Source organism: Pseudomonas sp. LARHCG127 (genome assembly GCF_052871455.1).
This window is the reverse complement of sequence record NZ_JBIXJT010000007.1, coordinates 239,743-257,993: the sequence shown is the minus strand read 5'-3', so window position 1 is coordinate 257,993 and position 18,251 is coordinate 239,743. Positions and strand designations below refer to the sequence as shown.

The 18,251-nt window shown below is 60.5% G+C and carries 15 protein-coding genes, 3 tRNA genes and 1 riboswitch; of the genes, 3 read left to right on the top strand and 15 right to left on the bottom strand.

The genetic code is table 11. The annotated features are described in order from the left end of the window. Nucleotides 1–253 precede the first annotated feature (253 nt). Entirely contained in the window at nt 254–580 is a 327-nt protein-coding gene (locus ACIPQ1_RS14595; protein WP_186707061.1) for an Arc family DNA-binding protein, read from the top strand. A 126-nt stretch (nt 581–706) separates the two neighbouring features. Here the strand turns inward: ACIPQ1_RS14595 and mgtE are convergent, their stop codons facing one another. Continuing rightward, nucleotides 707–2,149, bottom strand: a complete 1,443-nt coding sequence (gene mgtE / locus ACIPQ1_RS14590) for a magnesium transporter (RefSeq protein ID WP_060741018.1) — start codon at nt 2,147–2,149, stop codon at nt 707–709. Between the two features lie 321 nt (nt 2,150–2,470). Between mgtE and ACIPQ1_RS14585 the strand changes: the two genes are divergently transcribed. Beyond that, a complete protein-coding gene (locus tag ACIPQ1_RS14585; RefSeq protein ID WP_250963467.1) occupies nt 2,471–2,974 on the top strand; it encodes a cell envelope protein SmpA in 504 nt (167 codons plus the stop codon). A 40-nt stretch (nt 2,975–3,014) separates the two neighbouring features. Here ACIPQ1_RS14585 and ACIPQ1_RS14580 read toward each other — a convergent pair. From ACIPQ1_RS14580 to ltaE, 7 genes are all read right to left on the bottom strand, one after another. Then, nucleotides 3,015–3,091, bottom strand: a tRNA-Arg gene (locus tag ACIPQ1_RS14580). A gap of 72 nt (nt 3,092–3,163) precedes the next feature. Then, a tRNA-Arg gene (locus ACIPQ1_RS14575) sits at nt 3,164–3,240 on the bottom strand. Nucleotides 3,241–3,347: 107 nt separating this feature from the next. Then, nucleotides 3,348–3,438, bottom strand: a tRNA-Ser gene (locus ACIPQ1_RS14570). Between the two features lie 62 nt (nt 3,439–3,500). Further along, a complete protein-coding gene (gene csrA / locus ACIPQ1_RS14565; RefSeq protein ID WP_003178872.1) occupies nt 3,501–3,689 on the bottom strand; it encodes a carbon storage regulator CsrA in 189 nt (62 codons plus the stop codon). Nucleotides 3,690–3,873: 184 nt separating this feature from the next. Then, entirely contained in the window at nt 3,874–5,115 is a 1,242-nt protein-coding gene (locus ACIPQ1_RS14560) for an aspartate kinase (protein WP_053124398.1), read from the bottom strand. A 90-nt stretch (nt 5,116–5,205) separates the two neighbouring features. Next, nucleotides 5,206–7,830: an alanine--tRNA ligase gene (alaS, locus tag ACIPQ1_RS14555; protein ID WP_446534346.1), complete on the bottom strand. Its 2,625-nt coding sequence runs from the start codon at nt 7,828–7,830 to the stop codon at nt 5,206–5,208. A 146-nt stretch (nt 7,831–7,976) separates the two neighbouring features. After that, entirely contained in the window at nt 7,977–8,981 is a 1,005-nt protein-coding gene (ltaE, locus tag ACIPQ1_RS14550) for a low-specificity L-threonine aldolase (RefSeq protein ID WP_446534345.1), read from the bottom strand. A 253-nt stretch (nt 8,982–9,234) separates the two neighbouring features. Next, nucleotides 9,235–9,403: riboswitch (FMN riboswitch) on the top strand. A 98-nt stretch (nt 9,404–9,501) separates the two neighbouring features. Between ltaE and ACIPQ1_RS14545 the strand changes: the two genes are divergently transcribed. Further along, nucleotides 9,502–10,011 (top strand): 6,7-dimethyl-8-ribityllumazine synthase, encoded by a 510-nt coding sequence (locus ACIPQ1_RS14545; protein WP_411385414.1) that lies wholly within the window; start codon nt 9,502–9,504, stop codon nt 10,009–10,011. A gap of 123 nt (nt 10,012–10,134) precedes the next feature. On the opposite strand, the gene astE is transcribed toward ACIPQ1_RS14545, so the two are convergent. From astE to ACIPQ1_RS14510, 7 genes are all read right to left on the bottom strand, one after another. After that, on the bottom strand, nt 10,135–11,142 hold the full coding sequence (gene astE / locus ACIPQ1_RS14540; RefSeq protein ID WP_411385415.1) for a succinylglutamate desuccinylase: 1,008 nt from the start codon (nt 11,140–11,142) through the stop codon (nt 10,135–10,137). Between the two features lie 12 nt (nt 11,143–11,154). After that, nucleotides 11,155–11,442: a hypothetical protein gene (locus ACIPQ1_RS14535; RefSeq protein WP_003178862.1), complete on the bottom strand. Its 288-nt coding sequence runs from the start codon at nt 11,440–11,442 to the stop codon at nt 11,155–11,157. A 69-nt stretch (nt 11,443–11,511) separates the two neighbouring features. Further along, complete coding sequence (astB, locus tag ACIPQ1_RS14530; protein ID WP_250963461.1) at nt 11,512–12,858, bottom strand: N-succinylarginine dihydrolase; 1,347 nt, start codon at nt 12,856–12,858, stop codon at nt 11,512–11,514. Nucleotides 12,859–13,002: 144 nt separating this feature from the next. Beyond that, on the bottom strand, nt 13,003–14,472 hold the full coding sequence (astD, locus tag ACIPQ1_RS14525; protein WP_446534344.1) for a succinylglutamate-semialdehyde dehydrogenase: 1,470 nt from the start codon (nt 14,470–14,472) through the stop codon (nt 13,003–13,005). After that, nucleotides 14,469–15,494 carry an arginine N-succinyltransferase gene (gene astA, locus ACIPQ1_RS14520; RefSeq protein ID WP_186707069.1) on the bottom strand — a complete coding sequence of 342 codons (1,026 nt, stop codon included), beginning with the start codon at nt 15,492–15,494 and terminating at the stop codon, nt 14,469–14,471. The genes astD and astA overlap by 4 nt, the downstream gene beginning before the upstream one ends. Nucleotides 15,495–15,548: 54 nt before the next feature. Continuing rightward, nucleotides 15,549–16,568 (bottom strand): arginine/ornithine succinyltransferase subunit alpha, encoded by a 1,020-nt coding sequence (gene aruF / locus ACIPQ1_RS14515; protein WP_003178851.1) that lies wholly within the window; start codon nt 16,566–16,568, stop codon nt 15,549–15,551. 149 nt (nt 16,569–16,717) lie between these two features. After that, nucleotides 16,718–17,938, bottom strand: a complete 1,221-nt coding sequence (locus ACIPQ1_RS14510; protein WP_186707070.1) for an aspartate aminotransferase family protein — start codon at nt 17,936–17,938, stop codon at nt 16,718–16,720. Nucleotides 17,939–18,251 lie beyond the last annotated feature (313 nt).

The following is an 18,251-nucleotide window of genomic DNA, read 5'->3' as shown; positions in this document are numbered from 1 at the left end:
ATCTGACGGTCACAAAATGCGAACCTGTTGTTTTTTCCAACCAGTCCGCATTTTTTTGATGAAAGGTGCTGGCATAACGCCTTTACCCGGATCAGAATTTGTCACAGAATTGGCGCCAATGATCTGGCAATTTTGAGGCATGATGCGGGCCTCTTAACAATTCAGGTTGAACATTTGGCAATGGGGCTTGTCTTATCGACATCCTGCGGCCAATCCCAAGAACCGCTCCCCTGAACTAACCGGTTAAATAAATATGCGCCCAATGAAACAGGCAATTTATTCCAGCCGTACGGCTGACAAGTTCGTCGTACGTCTGCCAGACGGAATGCGGGAACGCATTGCCGAGGTGGCTCGTAATCATCATCGCAGCATGAACTCTGAAATCATTGCGCGCCTGGAGCAAAGCCTGATTCAGGAAGGTGCACTGGGTGAAGAGTTGAGCATGCGCCTGGACAGCCCAGAGCTGTCTTTGCATGAGCGCGAGTTGCTTCAACGCTTCCGACAACTTTCCCACCGCCAGCAGAACGCCCTCGTTTCGCTGATTGCTCATGACGTAGAGATGGCCGCAGAGCCGAGCTGATCACACGCAAAACACTCAAGCCAGCCTCGTGCTGGCTTTTTTATGCCTGGCGTTTGGCCCTCCTGCTCCCCTTTTCTCGCGCCCACAAAAAAGCCCGCCAACAGGGCGGGCTTCCTCGATAAATGATCAAAGCAGAAAGATAGTCGCCAACCCCAGGAAAATGAAGAACCCGCCACTGTCGGTCACCGCAGTAATCATGACACTGGCACCCATGGCAGGATCACGCCCCATACGGGCCAGGGTCATGGGAATCAAGACTCCCATCAATGCTGCCAGCAGCAGATTGAGTGTCATCGCGGCCGTCATGACCACACCCAGCGACCAGCTACCATAAAGCAGGTAAGCCACCACACCGATCACGCCACCCCAAATCACGCCGTTGATCAAGGAGACAGCCAGTTCCTTGCGCATCAACCGCGAGGTATTGCCGGTGCTGACCTGGTCCAGCGCCATGGCACGGACAATCATGGTGATGGTCTGGTTACCGGAGTTGCCACCGATACCGGCGACGATGGGCATCAGCGCCGCAAGCGCCACCAGCTTCTCGATGGAGCCTTCGAACAGGCCGATGACCCGGGAAGCGACAAACGCCGTGATCAGGTTGATCGCCAGCCAGGCCCAGCGGTTACGCAGGGACTTCCAGACCGAGGCGAAGATGTCTTCCTCTTCGCGCAGACCGGCCATGTTGAGGACTTCGCTTTCGCTTTCCTCACGAATCAAGTCGACCATTTCATCGATGGTCAAACGGCCGATCAGCTTGCCGTTCTTGTCGACCACCGGTGCGGAAATCAAGTCGTAACGTTCGAATGCCTGGGCCGCATCATAGGCGTCTTCGTCCGGGTGAAAGCTCACCGGGTCGCTGGCCATGACCTCGGCGACCTGCTTTTCCGGGTCGTTGACGAGCAGACGCTTGATGGGCAGCACGCCCTTGAGCACGCCGTCATAGTCGACCACGAATAGCTTGTCGGTATGGCCGGGCAGCTCCTTGAGACGGCGCAGGTAACGCAAGACCACTTCAAGGCTGACGTCCTCGCGGATCGTCACCATCTCGAAGTCCATCAACGCACCGACCTGCTCCTCGTCATAGGACAGCGCCGAGCGCACACGCTCACGCTGCTGGCCGTCGAGGGCTTCCATCAGTTCGTGGACAACGTCCCGCGGCAGTTCGGGCGCCAGGTCGGCGAGTTCGTCGGCGTCCATCTCCTTGGCCGCCGCCAGCAACTCGTGATCATCCATGTCGGCGATCAGGGTTTCCCGAACCGAGTCCGACACTTCGAGCAGGATGTCACCGTCGCGGTCAGCCTTGACCAACTGCCAGACCGTCAGGCGCTCTTCCAGTGGCAGGGCTTCAAGAATGTAGGCGACGTCGGCGGAGTGCAGGTCATCGAGCTTGCGTTGCAGCTCGACAAGGTTCTGCCGGTGGACCAGGTTCTCGACCCGGTCATGATTCGGGCCTTCCTGGCGATGCGTCAGGTCTTCGACGACCCGCTGGCGCTGCAGCAGCTCAACGACTTGAGCGAGGCGATCCTGAAGGCTTTCCTGCGTTTTTTTTACTTCTACTTGGGTCATAGGCGAACTCCACTCCCAGCAGTGGAGCACGCCGGAAGGATCAATCAGTTAATTCATGATTGGCAAAACTAGATATTGAGTAACTACTGGGTAAGTCCATGGAGATATTCCAAAGCCCCGGCGGGGCTGACGGGCGCAATCATACACCGCTTGACGCTTTAAAACGCTAAAAAATCATGGCAAGAACAAGCGCTTGCGAGACAAACCTGAACACAGGCTGAACCATCCCCTTACGACGACTTATCCAGAAAAGAAAACACACGCGCCGGCAGGAATGCAGCGACTACCCTTTTCTCCTGCACCGTCAAGGAGGACGACCGGATGCCTGTCAGCCACTACCTGTTCCTGCTCGCCGCCCTGCCCTGCCTGCCGTTGTGGGCAGCCGGGCAGACTGTGCACCGCTGCGAAAGTCTTGCGGGGCACGTGACGTTCACCACCTTGAGCTGCGGCCCGGGAGAAGCCCTGTCGCTGCAGCAGATCCACCCGTACAGCCCTGGCACGAGTGAGCCGACGACCGAAGCGATGCTGCCCGAAGCGGAGCACCGACAAACATCCGGCAACACAACCGCCCGCAAGGAACCGACCGTGGTTGGCCAGTTCCAGGACCGCTGCGGAAACCTCATCGATGCCAGGCAACGGCGCAATGCCATCCTGGAACGACGCATCGTCGCCGGCATGAGCCAACAAGATGTAGAAAGCGCCTTGGGCAAGCCAGACTCGATCAAAGTCAGGAATTCGAGCACACGCTATACCTACAAGGCGAAGAAAGGTCGCAGCGCCGAGGTTGTGTTCGATGAGAAGGGGTGCGTGAAAGGCAAATCGTAGACAGCAAAAAGCCCGCGTTAAACGCGGGCTTTTTGGTGTTTGGTGCACTCGACAGGATTCGAACCTGTGACCGCTCGGTTCGTAGCCGAGTACTCTATCCAGCTGAGCTACGAGTGCAAGTTGTGGTTTTATACCAGATCACAACTGGTTGAAGCCAAGTTATTTGCATTGCTGCAAACGACTCTTAAATGGTGCACTCGACAGGATTCGAACCTGTGACCGCTCGGTTCGTAGCCGAGTACTCTATCCAGCTGAGCTACGAGTGCATTTGTTGCCGCGCATTATAGGTCGTCAATTCCTTTTGTAAAGCGCTTTTTTCAGCAATTTCAACCACTTACTGATAAAGCCAGGTTCTGACGCACTAAACGAATAATGGCGGAGAACGGGGGATTCGAACCCCCGACACCCTTTTGAGGTGTACTCCCTTAGCAGGGGAGCGCCTTCGGCCACTCGGCCAGCTCTCCGCAACACGGGGCGTATATTAACTACCTTCATCCCCGTTTGCAAACATAAAAATCGATAAAAATTAATGGCTTGGTTCGTCGTCCTTCTCTTTCTTGATACGCAGGTAGATTTCCTCCCGGTGTACAGCGACCTCTTTCGGGGCATTGACGCCGATACGCACTTGGTTTCCTTTGACGCCGAGCACGGTCACGGTGATTTCGCCATCGCCAATAATCAGGCTTTCTGCACACCGACGGGTCAGAATCAGCATACCTTTCTCCTCACGCAATTCACTTAAGGGACAACAGTCTGCAAAAAAAAGGCATTGGACCTACAACCGAAACGGTCGAAGCCTACAGGCCTAGTATTGACCAGCGCGGGCAAAAGAACAGTTTTGAGACGCGCCATTCAGAAAAACAAAGGGCGCGGTCCAGCCGCGCCCTCAAGACAACGCTTTACTCGCCCTGTTGGACAGCAGCGTCGAGTTCGAAAGCCGTGTGCAGGGCGCGCACGGCCAGTTCCAGGTACTTCTCTTCGATGACCACGGAAACCTTGATTTCCGAGGTAGAGATCATCTGGATGTTGATGCTTTCCTTGGCCAGGGATTCGAACATGCGGCTGGCCACGCCCGCGTGGGAACGCATGCCGACACCAACGATCGAGACCTTGGCGATCTTGGTATCGCCCACCACTTCCCGGGCACCGATCTCGCCAGCGGTCTTTTTCAGGATCGCTTCGGCAGACTGGTAGTCGTTGCGGTGCACGGTGAAGGTGAAGTCGGTGGTGTTATCGTGCGAAACGTTCTGCACGATCATGTCGACTTCGATGTTCGCGGCGCTGATCGGGCCGAGAATCTTGAACGCCACGCCGGGGGTGTCTGGCACGCCACGGATGGTCAGCTTGGCTTCATCGCGGTTGAAAGCGATGCCGGAAATGATCGGCTGTTCCATGGATTCCTCTTCATCGATAGTAATGAGGGTGCCCGGACCCTCTTTGAAGCTGTGCAGAACGCGCAGCGGAACGTTGTACTTGCCGGCGAACTCAACCGCCCGGATCTGCAACACCTTCGAGCCTAGACTGGCCATTTCCAGCATTTCTTCGAACGTGATCTTGTCCAGGCGCTGGGCCACAGGCACGACCCGTGGGTCGGTGGTGTAGACGCCGTCCACATCGGTGTAGATCTGGCATTCGTCAGCCTTGAGAGCCGCTGCCAGCGCCACGCCGGTGGTGTCGGAACCGCCACGGCCGAGGGTGGTGATGTTGCCCTGCTCGTCCACGCCCTGGAAACCAGCGACGACCACGACACGGCCAGCCTTCAGGTCACCGCGGATCTTCTGGTCGTCGATCTGCAGGATACGCGCTTTGTTGTGCGCGCTGTCCGTCAGGATGCGCACCTGGTTGCCGGTGTAGGACACCGCCGGCACACCACGCTTGATCAGCGCCATGGCCAGCAAGGCGATGGTCACCTGCTCGCCAGTGGAAACGATCACGTCCAACTCGCGGGGAACCGGTTGCTGGTCTCCGCTGATTTGCTTGGCCAGATCGATCAGACGGTTGGTCTCGCCGCTCATGGCCGACAGCACAACCACCAGGTCATCGCCCGCTTCACGGAATTTCTTAACCTTGTCGGCGACTTGTTCGATTCTCTCGACAGTGCCGACCGAGGTGCCTCCAAATTTCTGTACGATCAAAGCCATTTCAAAGCCGCCTCTGCCCATGAAGGGCGCCCAATAATTCAATCAGCAGCGCGCGGGCTCGTCACTAGACCACGAGCCCGCGACGCTGCCTTAAATACCCTGCTCTACAAATGCAACGGTCTGGGCCAGTGCCGCGTCCAGTGCGCCGACGTCGGTACCACCGCCTTGCGCCATGTCCGGACGACCACCGCCCTTGCCGCCCACTGCCGCAGCGGCCTGCTTCATCAAATCACCGGCTTTGAGTTGGCCAGTCAGGTCTTTGGTCACGCCTGCGACGAGAACGACCTTTTCCTCATGGACACTGCCGAGCAGGATCACTGCGCGGCCGAGTTTGTTTTTCAGTTGATCGACCAGCGCCAACAGCGCCTTGCCATCCTGGCCATCCAGACGCACGGCCAGCACCTTCACGCCCTTGACGTCCACGGCCTGGGCCGACAGATCGTCGCCCGCGGCGCTGGCGGCCTTGGCCTGCAACTGCTCGAGTTGCTTTTCCAGCAGGCGGTTGCGTTCCAGCACAGCCGACAGCTTGTCGATCAGGTTGTCGCGGCTGCCCCTGATCAGGCTTGCCGCTTCCTTGAGTTGTTCTTCCGCCGCGTTGAGGTACGCCAGCGCCGCTGCGCCAGTGACCGCCTCGATACGCCGCACGCCGGAGGCGACGCCGCCTTCGCTGATGATCTTGAGCAGGCCGATGTCGCCGGTGCGATTGGCGTGGATACCACCGCACAGCTCCACGGAGAAATCACCGCCCATGCTCAGCACGCGCACATTGTCGCCATATTTCTCACCGAACAACGCCATCGCGCCCTTGCGCTTGGCGGTCTCGATGTCGGTTTCCTCAGTCTCTACCGGAGAGTTCTTGCGAATCTCGGCGTTGACGATGTCTTCCAGCGCCTTGATCTGCTCAGGCTTGATGGCTTCAAAATGGCTGAAGTCAAAGCGCAGGCGCTGGCTGTCCACCAACGAGCCCTTCTGCTGGACATGCTCGCCCAGCACCTGGCGCAACGCTGCGTGCAGCAAGTGCGTGGCGGAGTGGTTCAGCGATGTCGCGTGGCGAACCTCGGCATCGACATGGGCCGCCACGGGAGCGGCGATCATCAAGCTGCCCGACGCCAGCACGCCATGGTGCAGGAAAGCACCACCGGTCTTGGTGGTGTCACGCACGTCGAAACGCGAGCTGCCCGCTTGCAGGTAACCGCTGTCGCCGATCTGGCCGCCGGACTCGGCGTAGAACGGCGTCTTGTCCAACACGATCACGCCTTCCTGGCCTTCGCTCAGGATGTCCACCGACTGCCCATCCTTATAGATGGCAACGATCTTGGCCGAACCGGTGGTGCCGGCATAGCCGGTGAATTCGGTGGCCACGTCAACCTTGACCAGGCTGTTGTAGTCCATGCCGAAGGAGCTGGCGGAACGCGCGCGCACCCGCTGGGCTTCCATCTCGCGCTCGAAACCGTCCTCGTCGAGGGTCAGGTTGCGTTCGCGGGCGATGTCGCCGGTCAGGTCCATCGGGAAACCGTAGGTGTCGTACAGCTTGAACACCACGTCGCCCGGGACCACGTTGCCCTTGAGTTCGGCCAGGTCCTGCTCGAGGATCTTCAGGCCTTGCTCCAGGGTCTTGGCGAATTGCTCTTCTTCCGCCTTGAGCACGCGCTCGATGTGCGCCTGCTGGGACTTGAGTTCCGGGAAGGCTTCGCCCATCTCGGCCACCAACGCTCCGACGATCTGATAGAAGAAGCTGCCCTTGGCGCCCAGCTTGTTGCCGTGACGGCAGGCGCGACGGATGATCCGGCGCAGCACATAACCGCGACCTTCGTTGGAAGGCAGCACACCGTCGGCAATCAGGAAACCGCAGGAACGGATGTGGTCAGCGACGACTTTCAGCGAAGCCTGGTTGTCGTTGGTGCAACCGATGGCCTTGGCCGACGCGCTCAGCAGGCTCTGGAACAGGTCGATCTCGTAGTTGGAATGAACGTGCTGCAGCACCGCACTGATCCGCTCCAGGCCCATGCCGGTGTCCACCGACGGCGCTGGCAGCGGATGCAACACGCCATCGGCGGTGCGGTTGAATTGCATGAACACGTTGTTCCAGATCTCGATGTAGCGGTCGCCGTCTTCTTCCGGCGAGCCGGGTGGGCCGCCCCAGATGTCGGCGCCGTGATCGTAGAAAATCTCGGTGCAAGGACCGCATGGGCCGGTGTCGCCCATGGTCCAGAAGTTATCGGAGGCGTAAGGCGCGCCTTTGTTGTCGCCGATGCGCACCATGCGCTCTGCCGGGACACCGACCTCCTTGGTCCAGATGTCATAGGCTTCGTCATCGGTGGCGTAGACCGTTACCCAGAGCTTCTCCTTGGGCAGGTTCAGCCACTTGTCGGAGGTCAGGAAGGTCCAGGCGAAAGTGATAGCGTCGCGCTTGAAATAATCACCGAAGCTGAAGTTACCCAGCATTTCGAAGAACGTGTGGTGACGTGCGGTATAGCCGACGTTTTCCAGGTCGTTGTGCTTGCCGCCGGCACGCACGCACTTCTGGCTGCTCACTGCACGGGTGTAGGCACGTTTTTCCTGGCCCAGGAAGCAGTCCTTGAACTGGTTCATCCCCGCGTTGGTGAACAGCAGGGTCGGGTCGTTGCCCGGAATCAAAGAGCTGGAGGCTACTCGGGTGTGGCCTTGCTCTTCGAAGAAGCGAAGGAAGGCTTCACGGATTTCTGCGCTTTTCATTAGGTTCTTCCACGGAGGCTGCGGCCAAAGGCCTGTGCAAAACGTCAACAGACGAAGCAACGGCAAAGGGCCGCATTATATCGGCCCTGCGCGTGGGGTACAGCGTGTTTATGTGATAGAAACTGTCAATTGCCCAGGTTAACGGGTCATTGGCGGGAAAAATCGACGAAAGCGGCGATCACCTGGTCGATTTGCGCCGCGCTCACGTCCATGTGCGTCACCATTCGCAAGCGTGCCGCCGCGCTGAGCTTGATGCCCCGTTCATCGGCAAACGCCTTGATCACCTCGGCCCGCTCGCCCATTTGTACGTAGACCATGTTGGTCTGCACCGGCTCGACCTTGTAGCCCGCCGCACGCAAGCCCTCGGCGAGCCGCTGGGCATTGGCGTGGTCATCGGCCAGGCGCTGCACGTGATGTTCCAGGGCATACAGCCCCGCCGCCGCGAGAATGCCGGCCTGGCGCATGCCGCCACCGACCATCTTGCGCAACCGACGCGCCTTGCCGATCAGCTCGACGCTGCCGCACAGGACCGAGCCCACTGGCGCGCCAAGGCCCTTGGACAGGCACACCGACACCGAATCGAAATGTTGTGTGATCTGCCGGGCATCGACATTCAGCTTGACCGCAGCGTTGTACAACCGCGCCCCGTCCAGGTGCAGCGCCAGGCCATGTTCCTGGGTGAAACGCCGGGCCCGAGCCAGGTATTCCAGCGGCAGCACCTTGCCCTGCATGGTGTTTTCCAAGGCCAGCAGGCGGGTGCGGGCAAAGTGGAAGTCATCGGGCTTGATCGCCGCGGCGACGTGCGCCAGGTCCAGGGAACCGTCCGCCTGCACCTCCAGAGGCTGGGGCTGGATCGAACCGAGCACCGCCGCTCCGCCGCCTTCGTATTTATAGGTGTGGGCCTGCTGGCCGACGATGTACTCATCGCCGCGCTCGCAGTGGGCCATCAACCCCAACAGGTTGCTCATGGTGCCCGTCGGCACGAACAGCGCTGCGGCAAAGCCCAGGCGCGCGGCCAGTTCAGCTTCGAGGCGATTGACGGTCGGGTCTTCGCCATACACATCGTCGCCGGTCGGCGCACTGGCCATGGCATCGAGCATGCCGGCGGAAGGTTGGGTGACCGTGTCGCTGCGAAGATCGATAACACTCATGAATCTGGCCTCGGGTGCTGTTTGGGGAATTCCCTTTCGAAGGACAATTACTGCGGGCATGGCGCGGAATAATCAAGCCCAGGACCACACTAACCCAACAGATTATCCAAATCCCCTGTGGGAGCGAGCTTGCTCGCGATGGCGGCAGTAAACCCTGCATCGATGCAAGCTGAACCACCGCTATCGCGAGCAAGCTCGCTCCCACAGTGGTTTATGTGTTAAAAAATCTCCGCCGTCACATGCCGTGGCGGCAAAACGTTCTCAGGGCGGGGTGCAACTCCCCACCGGCGGTAATTGCGCGCAATGCGCATAGCCCGCGAGCGCTTGGCGCTACATCGCTTTTTGGGGTGTAGCGACAAGGTCAGCAGACCCGGTGTGATTCCGGGGCCGACGGTCATAGTCCGGATGAAGAGAGAACGGGATCGACACCCAAGGGCCGACTGCGACTCCGTGCGCGGCGTACCCTCGAATCCCCTTCGATTCATGACGCCCTGTTTTTCACACAAACAGGAACCAGAACATGCAACCCACTGCAATCGACAGCAAAAGCAAAAGTCATCCGGGCGAGCGCGTCGCGTTCATCCAGGCCTGCTGGCACAAGGAAATCGTCGACCAGAGCCGGAAAGGCTTCGTCGCCGAAATGATCCTCCAGGGTTACCAGGAAAGTGATATCGACTTCTTCGAAGTCGGCGGCGCCTTCGAAATTCCGCTGCACGCCAAGCTGCTGGCCAAGTCAGGCCGCTACGCCGGCATCGTCGCCGCCGGCCTGGTGGTGGACGGTGGTATCTACCGCCACGAGTTTGTCGCCCAATCGGTCATCAGTGGCCTGATGCAGGTGCAATTGGAAACCGAAGTGCCGGTGTTCTCGGTCGTGCTCACGCCGCATCACTTCCATGCCGGGGAAGAACATCAGAAGTTCTTCTTCGAGCATTTCGTGCACAAGGGCCAGGAGGCGGCGAAGACCTGCGCCGATACCTTGCACAAGACCCGGACGTTGCGTCGCAGTGAACAGCGGGCGGTAGCGGTCTAAAGCTGCAAAAAAAACCTGTGGCAGGTCGCTGCATGGCTATCGCGGTTTTCACGTCTTTATTGAAGGCGACTGACACTCCGCTATCGCGCGCACGCTCGCTCCCACATTGGTTTTGTGGAGGTTTTAGACCAGGCTTTCATCAGTCGCCGGCACGATCAGGATGCCAGCCCGCAAGCCATTCTTGACCTTGGGGTTCGGGAAGATGATCCGCGCGCCCTCCTCTTCGATCACCCAGCGGGTCTGGGCGATGTCTTCGGCCAGCACATAGCCTTTTTCAAGCTCGGAGAAGTTCTCGACATCCGCCGGCAGGTTAAGGCGGAAACTGTCGCTGTGCTTGATGATTTCCCGGGCCACGCTGAACAGCTGGAGGCCATCGAGGCCCTCGTCCAACTCCGGCTCGTTGCCTTCGATGATCTGGTGCAGGCCAGTTTCCAGCAGGCTGACGTTGACTCCGTCGTTCTGCCCGAACGGCCGGGCCTTGCCCAGCTCCAAGGTGAAGGATTCGGCACCGAGCTGATCGTAGGTATAGGCACTGAACACGATGGACGGCTTGTTCTGCAGCAGCACCGCTTCCATGCCCGCGGCACGCAGGCGCGCCAGTTCCCGGCGTGAATGCTGGCGACCTTCTTTCCATGGATAGAGGGCGAACTGCTCGATCTTCGAGCCACGAATGGCAGTGTGCAGGTCGTAGTGCAAGCGACTGCGCTCCGGCCGGCTGAAAAAACTGGCGGCCAGCCGCTCCAGCTCGCAGGCCCGCAGCGCCTCAGGACCACCGCTCAACTCATGGCGACCATTGAACAGCCGGTTGACGTCCTGTTCGACGAAACGCTCACCGCGCCGGATGGCCTCGGGGTTGCCGAACAGGAACAGAATGCGTGCCCGGGGTTTCAGGTCACCACGGGCGATGTCATGCAGCAGGCGGTCGAGCAATTCGATCGGCGCGGTTTCGTTGCCGTGGATGCCGGCCGACAGCAGCAGGTCCAGGCCGTTGTCCCAGGCTTCGGGCGGCTTGACCTCCAGCGCGCCCTCGCTCAACCAGCGCATCCGTACGCCTTCGACAGTCAGTTGAGTCTTCTCCGCCGGTTCACGGCCGGCGAGGGTCAGTTCAAGCAGTTTGCCGAGGGCGAGCATAGCGCGGTTTCCTTAGTGGTCGTGGCCGCAATCCGGGCCATGGACATGGTCATCGTCGCCGACGTCCGCCGGTTCCATTTCCAGTTGCAGGCTGACCAGGTTGGTCGCCAATGGACGCAACAACAGGTTGGCGTATTCCTCGTCCCCTTCCTCGACGTCAACGCCGATCAGCAGCTGACCGCGGCCATCCTGCTGGATCCACAATTCCTTGCCTTGCCACATCACCGCGACGCGGGTGCAGGAGGTTTCCAGTTGGGTGCCGTCGGTGTCTTCGAGGATCAGCTGCAGGGTATCGCTCATGTCTTTACATTCTCGTCTGGGGATAAGGCAACGCGCCCTGCTTTGACTGTAGTCAGGTCGCGCGCGCTTTCAATTGATCTGGAAAGGATAAACCGCGCCAAGTTTAAGGATTTGTGTCAGTTCATCCAGTGCCCCGCGGCATTCGAGCAGCAACTGCGGGTCTGCCAGGTCATTCTCGGTCATGCGGTCGCGGTAGTGACGCTCGACCCATTGGGTCAGCGAATCGTACAGCGGCGCGGTCATGATAACCCCTGGGTTGACGGCCGCCAGTTCGGTTTCATTCAGCGCTACGCGCAACCTCAGGCAAGCAGGGCCGCCGCCGTTCTGCATGCTTTGCTTGAGGTCGAAGACCTTCACTTCGCGGATAACGCCGCCAGCGCCCGTCAGGCCTTGCAAGTATTGCCAGACGCGTTCGTTGCCGCGGCATTCTTCCGGCACGATCAATAGCATCGAGCCGTCGGGACGCGACAGCAACTGGCTATTGAACAGGTAGGAACGAACCGCATCATCGACGGTGACCGCCGAACGCGGTACGCACACCGATTGAAATTTCCCACCGACCTTGGCGAGTTTGCTGCTCAATTCGGCCAGCATCTTGTCGGTCTCGAGAAACGCGTCCTCGTGATAGAACAGCACTTCGCCATTACCCACCGCGATCACGTCGTTGTGGAACACGCCTTGGTCGATCACCGACGGATTCTGTTGCGCGTAGACCACGCCCTCCTCCCGCAGACCATGCAGGCGCGCAACCGCCTGGGAGGCTTCGAGGGTTTGGCGTGCCGGATATTTCTGCGGTGCGGGGTAACGGGTGTCGAAGGCACTGCGACCGAAGACGAAGAATTCGACACCGGCCTCGCCGTAGGCGCGGCAGAAACGGGTGTGGTTGGCCGCGCCTTCATCGCCGAACTGCGCCACCGCCGGCAACGCGGCGTGATGGGCGAAGTGTTGCGGGTTGGCGAACATCGCCCCCAGCACACGGCTGGTGGTCGGATGCTCGATGCTGCGGTGGTATTTGCAGTTCAGGTTGGCGGCGGTGAAGTGCACGCGGCCATCGGCCGTGTCGGCGCTCGGGCTGACCGTGGCGGCGTTGGCCACCCACATGCTGGAGGCCGAGCAACTGGCGACCAACAGTGGCATCGCTTCTTTCGCGGCCTGCTGGATGACCTGGGCATCGCTGCCGGCAAAGCCCAGCCGACGCAAAGCCGCCACGTCCGGGCGCTCCTGCGGTGCCAGCACGCCTTGCTGGAAACCCATGTCCATCAGCGCTTTCATTTTCGCCAGGCCCTGCAACGCCGCTTCCTTGGGGTTCGAGGACTGCTGGCTGTTGCTCTGGGACGCGACGTTGCCGTACGAGAGCCCGCCGTAGTTATGGGTCGGCCCCACTAGACCGTCAAAGTTGACTTCATAGGATTTCATCAGCGAGGCTCCACGAGAATCTGTTTTTTATAGGCATCAGGTAACGGTTTTGATCGAATACCGAGGCGCGGCCTTCGCGAGCAAGCTCGCTCCCACAGGGTCTTGCACCGTCCTTGTGGGAGCGAGCTTGCTCGCGATTGGGGCTTAAACCATTTTTACGCCAGGCGTCAGGCTCGCCGGCATGACAAGGCTCGGCGTCTCCAGGGAAGCCACCGGGTACGCGCAATAATCCGCCGCGTAATAAGCGCTGGCGCGATGGTTGCCCGAGGCACCGACACCGCCGAACGGCGCGCTGCTGGCGGCGCCGGTCAGCTGTTTGTTCCAGTTGACGATACCGGCGCGGCTTTGCAGCCAGAACTCTTGGTAACGGTCCTGGGAATCGGACAGCAAGCCGGCGGCCAGGCCATATTGCGTGTTGTTGGCTTCGGTAATCGCTGCGGGGAAATCCTTGTAGCGGATCACTTGCAGCAACGGCCCGAACAACTCCTCGTCGGGACGCTCGGCCACGGCCGTCACGTCCAGGATACCCGGCGTCAGCAATGCAGCCTGGGCCTGCGGCTGAGTCATGGCCAACAGCGGCACTGCGCCTTTGCCCAGCAAGTGGTTTTGCGCATCCATCAGCGCCTTGGCCGCGCCCAGGGAAATCACCGAGCCCATGAACGGTGCCGGTTGCTGGTCGAAGGCACCCACTTCAAGGGTAGAACTGACCGCCACCAGGCGCGCCAGCAAGGCATCGCCCCAGGCACCTACCGGCACCAGCAGGCGGCGCGCACACGTGCAGCGCTGCCCGGCGGAAATGAAGGCGGATTGGATAATGGTGTAGACCGCCGCATCGACGTCCGCCACCTCATCCACCACCAGTGGGTTGTTACCGCCCATTTCCAGCGCGAGGATCTTGTCCGGGCGACCGGAAAACTGTTGGTGCAGCAAGTTTCCGGTGCGGCTGGAGCCGGTGAAGAACAGCCCGTCGATGCCCGGGTTCGCCGCCAGGGCGATACCGGTTTCCCGCGCGCCTTGCAGCAGGTTCAGCACGCCCGCCGGCAAACCCGCCTCGACCCAGCACTTGACCGTCAGCTCGGCGACTTTCGGCGTCAGCTCGCTCGGCTTGAACAACACGCAGTTGCCGGCGAGCAGCGCAGGCACGATGTGGCCATTGGGCAAATGGCCAGGGAAGTTGTAAGGGCCGAACACCGCCACCACACCGTGGGGTTTGTGGCGCAGCATGGCGGTGGCGTCGCCCAGGGGGCCGCTCTTCTCGCCGGTCCGCTCGCGGTAGCTCTGCACCGAAATGGCGATTTTGTTGACCATGCTGGTCACCTCGGTCGCCGCTTCCCACAACGGCTTGCCGGTTTCTTCACCGATGCACCGGGCCAGTTCGTCAGCATGGCTTTTCAGGGACGCGGCAAAGGCCTCCAGCACCTGGATGCGTTCATCCAGCGAGCGGCGGGCCCAGTCCGGGAACGCTTGGCGCGCGGCCTGCACCGCCGATTCCACCTGCGCCGCGGTGGCGCCGTTGCCCGACCACAACACCTGCTGGGTCACTGGATTCAACGACTCGAAGAGGTCGCCCTGGCCTTCCAGCCAGCTACCTGCGATGTACAACGACTTCATCATTTTGACTCCCGGGCAGCAGACAACGCCACGGCACGCACCTGGTCGCCGGCGTTGAGTTGAAGACGTTTGGCGGTCAGCGGATCGACCACCAGTGTGCCTGCGGCAAAGCGCGCCGGTGCCGCGGTGATGCGGCAGTCTTCGCGCTTGCGGTTATGGATGAGGAACGGCGTGGCGTCATCGCCCGGCGTGCCGATGGCCAGCACCAGCGCCTGGCTGTCGCGAATCGCGCGGATCTTGCCGGTTTCGCATTCCACCGCCGGGCCGGCGTCGAAGATGTCGACGTAACCTTGGTAGCTGAACCCTTCGCTCTTGAGCATCGACAGCGCCGGTTCGGTATCTGGATGAACCTGGCCAATCACGGCCCGGGCATCTTCGGACAAGAAGCAGGTGTACAGCGGGAACTTGGGCATCAGCTCGGCGATGAACGCCTTGTTACCAACGCCGGTCAGGTAATCGGCCTGGCTGAATTCCATCTTGAAGAAATGCCGGCCCAGGCTTTCCCAGAACGGCGAACGCCCGTTGTCGTCGGACATGCCGCGCATCTCGGCGATGATCTTGTTGCCGAACAACTGCGGGAATTCGGCGATGAACAACAGCCGCGCCTTGGCCAGCATCCGGCCGTTGAGGCCATTGCGGAAGTCGGCGTGGAGGAACAGCGAGCACAGCTCCGAATTGCCGGTCAGGTCGTTGGCCAGGAACAACGTCGGGATTTCCCGATAAATGTTCAACTCCTGGGACGCGCTGACCGTCAGGCCGACCCGGAAGTTGTACCAGGGCTCACGCAATCCCACCGCGCCGGCGATGGCGGAAATGCCCACCACGCGACCGTCATCGTCTTCGAGCACGAACAGGTAGTCCGCGTCACCACGCCCGGCTTCGCCGCGAAAGGTCTTCTCGGCCCAGCCGACCCGATGGGCCAGGCGCTCTTCGTTGGCCGGCAAGGTAGTCAGGCCGGTGCCCGTGCTGCGGGCCAGGGCGATCAGAGCGGGTAAGTCGCTGCTGCGTACGGGACGAACGATCATGCTATCTCCTCAGACGGGCCGCTCTCGCCACCCGCGAAACTCAGCTGTAAAGCGTTATACCGCTACCAAACGCACGCTGGCGCCTTCGCCAACGCCCAAGGCTTCGGCCGCTTCCATGTCCAGCGTTACAGGCTTGCCTGGCGCGTAGTCGAGCTCGAGCAGCACGGCGCGGTAATCCTGCAATTGGGCATTGGCCACCAGGTATTGGCGGCCGGCCCCCTTGACCGGTTCGCCGATCTTGACCGGCACCACGCGGCTCTGGGCAATCGAACGGATGCCCGAGACACGGGCATGCAGGGTCGGGCCACCGTCGAAGATGTCGATGTAGTGATCGGTCTCGAAACCCTCGCGCATCAGGATGTCGAAGGTGATCTGCGCCCGCGGATGAACCTGGCCCATGGCTTCCTGGGCGGCATCCGGCAACAGCGGCACGTAGATCGGGTAATGGGGCATCAGTTCGGCGAGGAACGTACGGCTTTTCAGCCCGCACAAACGCTCGGCGGCGGCGTAGTTGAGGTCGAAGAAGTTGCGACCGATGGCGTCCCAGAACGGCGAGTCGCCATTCTCATCGCTGTAGCCGACGATCTCGGTCACCACCGAATCGGCGAACCGCTCCGGATGACTGGCGACGAACAACAGCCGCCCGCGGGAATTGAGTTCCGACCACGGCGAACCCACCAATTCCGGCACCACGTAGAAACTGGTCAACAGGCTGTTGCCGGTCAGGTCGTGGCATTGGGAGAGTACGTGGATCTTGTTGTGGATCTTCAGCTCACGGGACGCGTGAACGAAGGTCTCGTTGCGAAAGCTGTAGAACGGTTCGGAATAACCGGCCGAAGCGACAATGGCCGAGCAGCCAGCCAGCTTGCCGGTCGCGGTGTCTTCGAGGACGAAGAAATAGCTCTCTTCGCCGTTGAAACTGACTTCGGCGGCAAACGAGGCTTCGCTGGCGGCGATCTTGTCGCTCAGGCGTTCAACGTCATCCGGCAAGGAGGTGACACCGATCGGACTGTCCGCAGCCAGACGCTGTACCTCGCCCAGATCAGCCATTTGCGCGGGGCGCATCACCAGCATGGTGTCACTCCTTAACTTGAAATAAACGGTTCGACCAAAGGGTCGATACACAGAAAAAAACTAAACAAACACCCTGGCCCGCATTGCATCTGCGGCGGTCTTCGATTTTTCAGCCGCTGCAAGACTCCTGTGGGAGGTCCGGGTCAGCCTCAGGCTTGCGTCAGCTTCGCCGCCGCCCGCTCGAAGCGGTCCAGGCCGGCGTCGATGTCGGCGTCTTCCACCACCAGGCTCGGGGCGAAGCGAATCACGTCCGGGCCGGCTTGGAGGATCATCAGGCCTTCCTGTTCGGCGGCATTGAAGATGTCCTTGGCCTTGCCTTTCCAGGCGTCGTTCAGCACGCAACCGATCAGCAGGCCCAGGCCACGCACCTGGGTGAACAGGCCGTACTTCTCGCCGATCTGTTCCAGGCGTGCCTTGAATTTGTTGTGCTTGGTCTTGACGCCACCGAGCACTTCAGGGGTATTGATCACGTCGATTACCGCCTCGGCCACCGCACATGCCAGCGGGTTGCCGCCGTAGGTGGTGCCGTGGGTGCCGACGACCAGGTGCTTGGCCAGCGCTTCGGTGGTGAGCATCGCCGCGATCGGGAAACCACCGCCCAGGCTCTTGGCGCTGGTGAGGATGTCCGGGACCACGCCGTAATGCATGTAGGCGAACAGATGGCCGCTGCGGCCCATGCCGGTCTGCACTTCGTCAAAGACCAGCAGCGCATCGTGGGCATCGCACAGGTCGCGGGCGCCTTGCAGGTAGGCCTGCTCGGCCGGCAACACACCGCCCTCGCCCTGGATCGGTTCCAGCACAACGGCGCAGGTCTTATCGGAAATGGCGGCTTTCAAAGCAGCCAGGTCGTTATAAGGAACGTGGGTAATGCCGGTAATTTTAGGCCCGAAACCGTCGGAGTACTTCGATTGCCCGCCGACGTTGACGGTGAACAGGGTACGACCGTGGAAGCTATTGAGCGCGGCGATGATTTCGTATTTTTCACTGCCGAAACGATCGAAGGCGACGCGACGGGCCAGCTTGAAGGCGGCCTCGTTGGCTTCGGCGCCGGAGTTGCAGAAGAACGCGCGCTCGGCGAAGGTCGCGTTGACCAGTTTGTGAGCCAGGCGCAGGGCCGGTTCGTTGGTGAAAACGTTGGAGACGTGCCACAGCTTGTTGGCCTGTTCGGTCAGTGCACCGACCAGCGCCGGGTGGGCATGGCCCAGTACGTTGACTGCGATACCGCCAGCAAAGTCGATCAGCTCGCGACCGGATTGATCCCATACGCGGGAACCGGCACCACGCACAGGAATGAAGGCAGCAGGTGCATAGTTGGGAACCATAACCTGGTCGAAATCGGCGCGTTGTACCGCGGCTTGCTCAACGGACATCGGAGTCTCCTGATGAGGAACACCCGCCTGGAACTGGCGAGCTTGGTAAGGATTGTAAGGACAGTTTTCAGCCCGGCCTTGCCGCCAAGCGACAACTTCTTATAGCGCCAACCCACGTTTTGCGCGGGTTTACGGCAATGCGACAAATAGCGTCGCAAAGGCGCAGTTTAAACGTTGCCGGTGTATTTGAGGTGCCCGCATTCACATTTGCGCTGCCAGACACAAAACACCTGTGGGAGCGGGGGGGGGGGGGGGTGGGGGGGGTGGGCGCACCAAAAATTAAAAGCAAAAACCCCCAACACAGCCAACCACC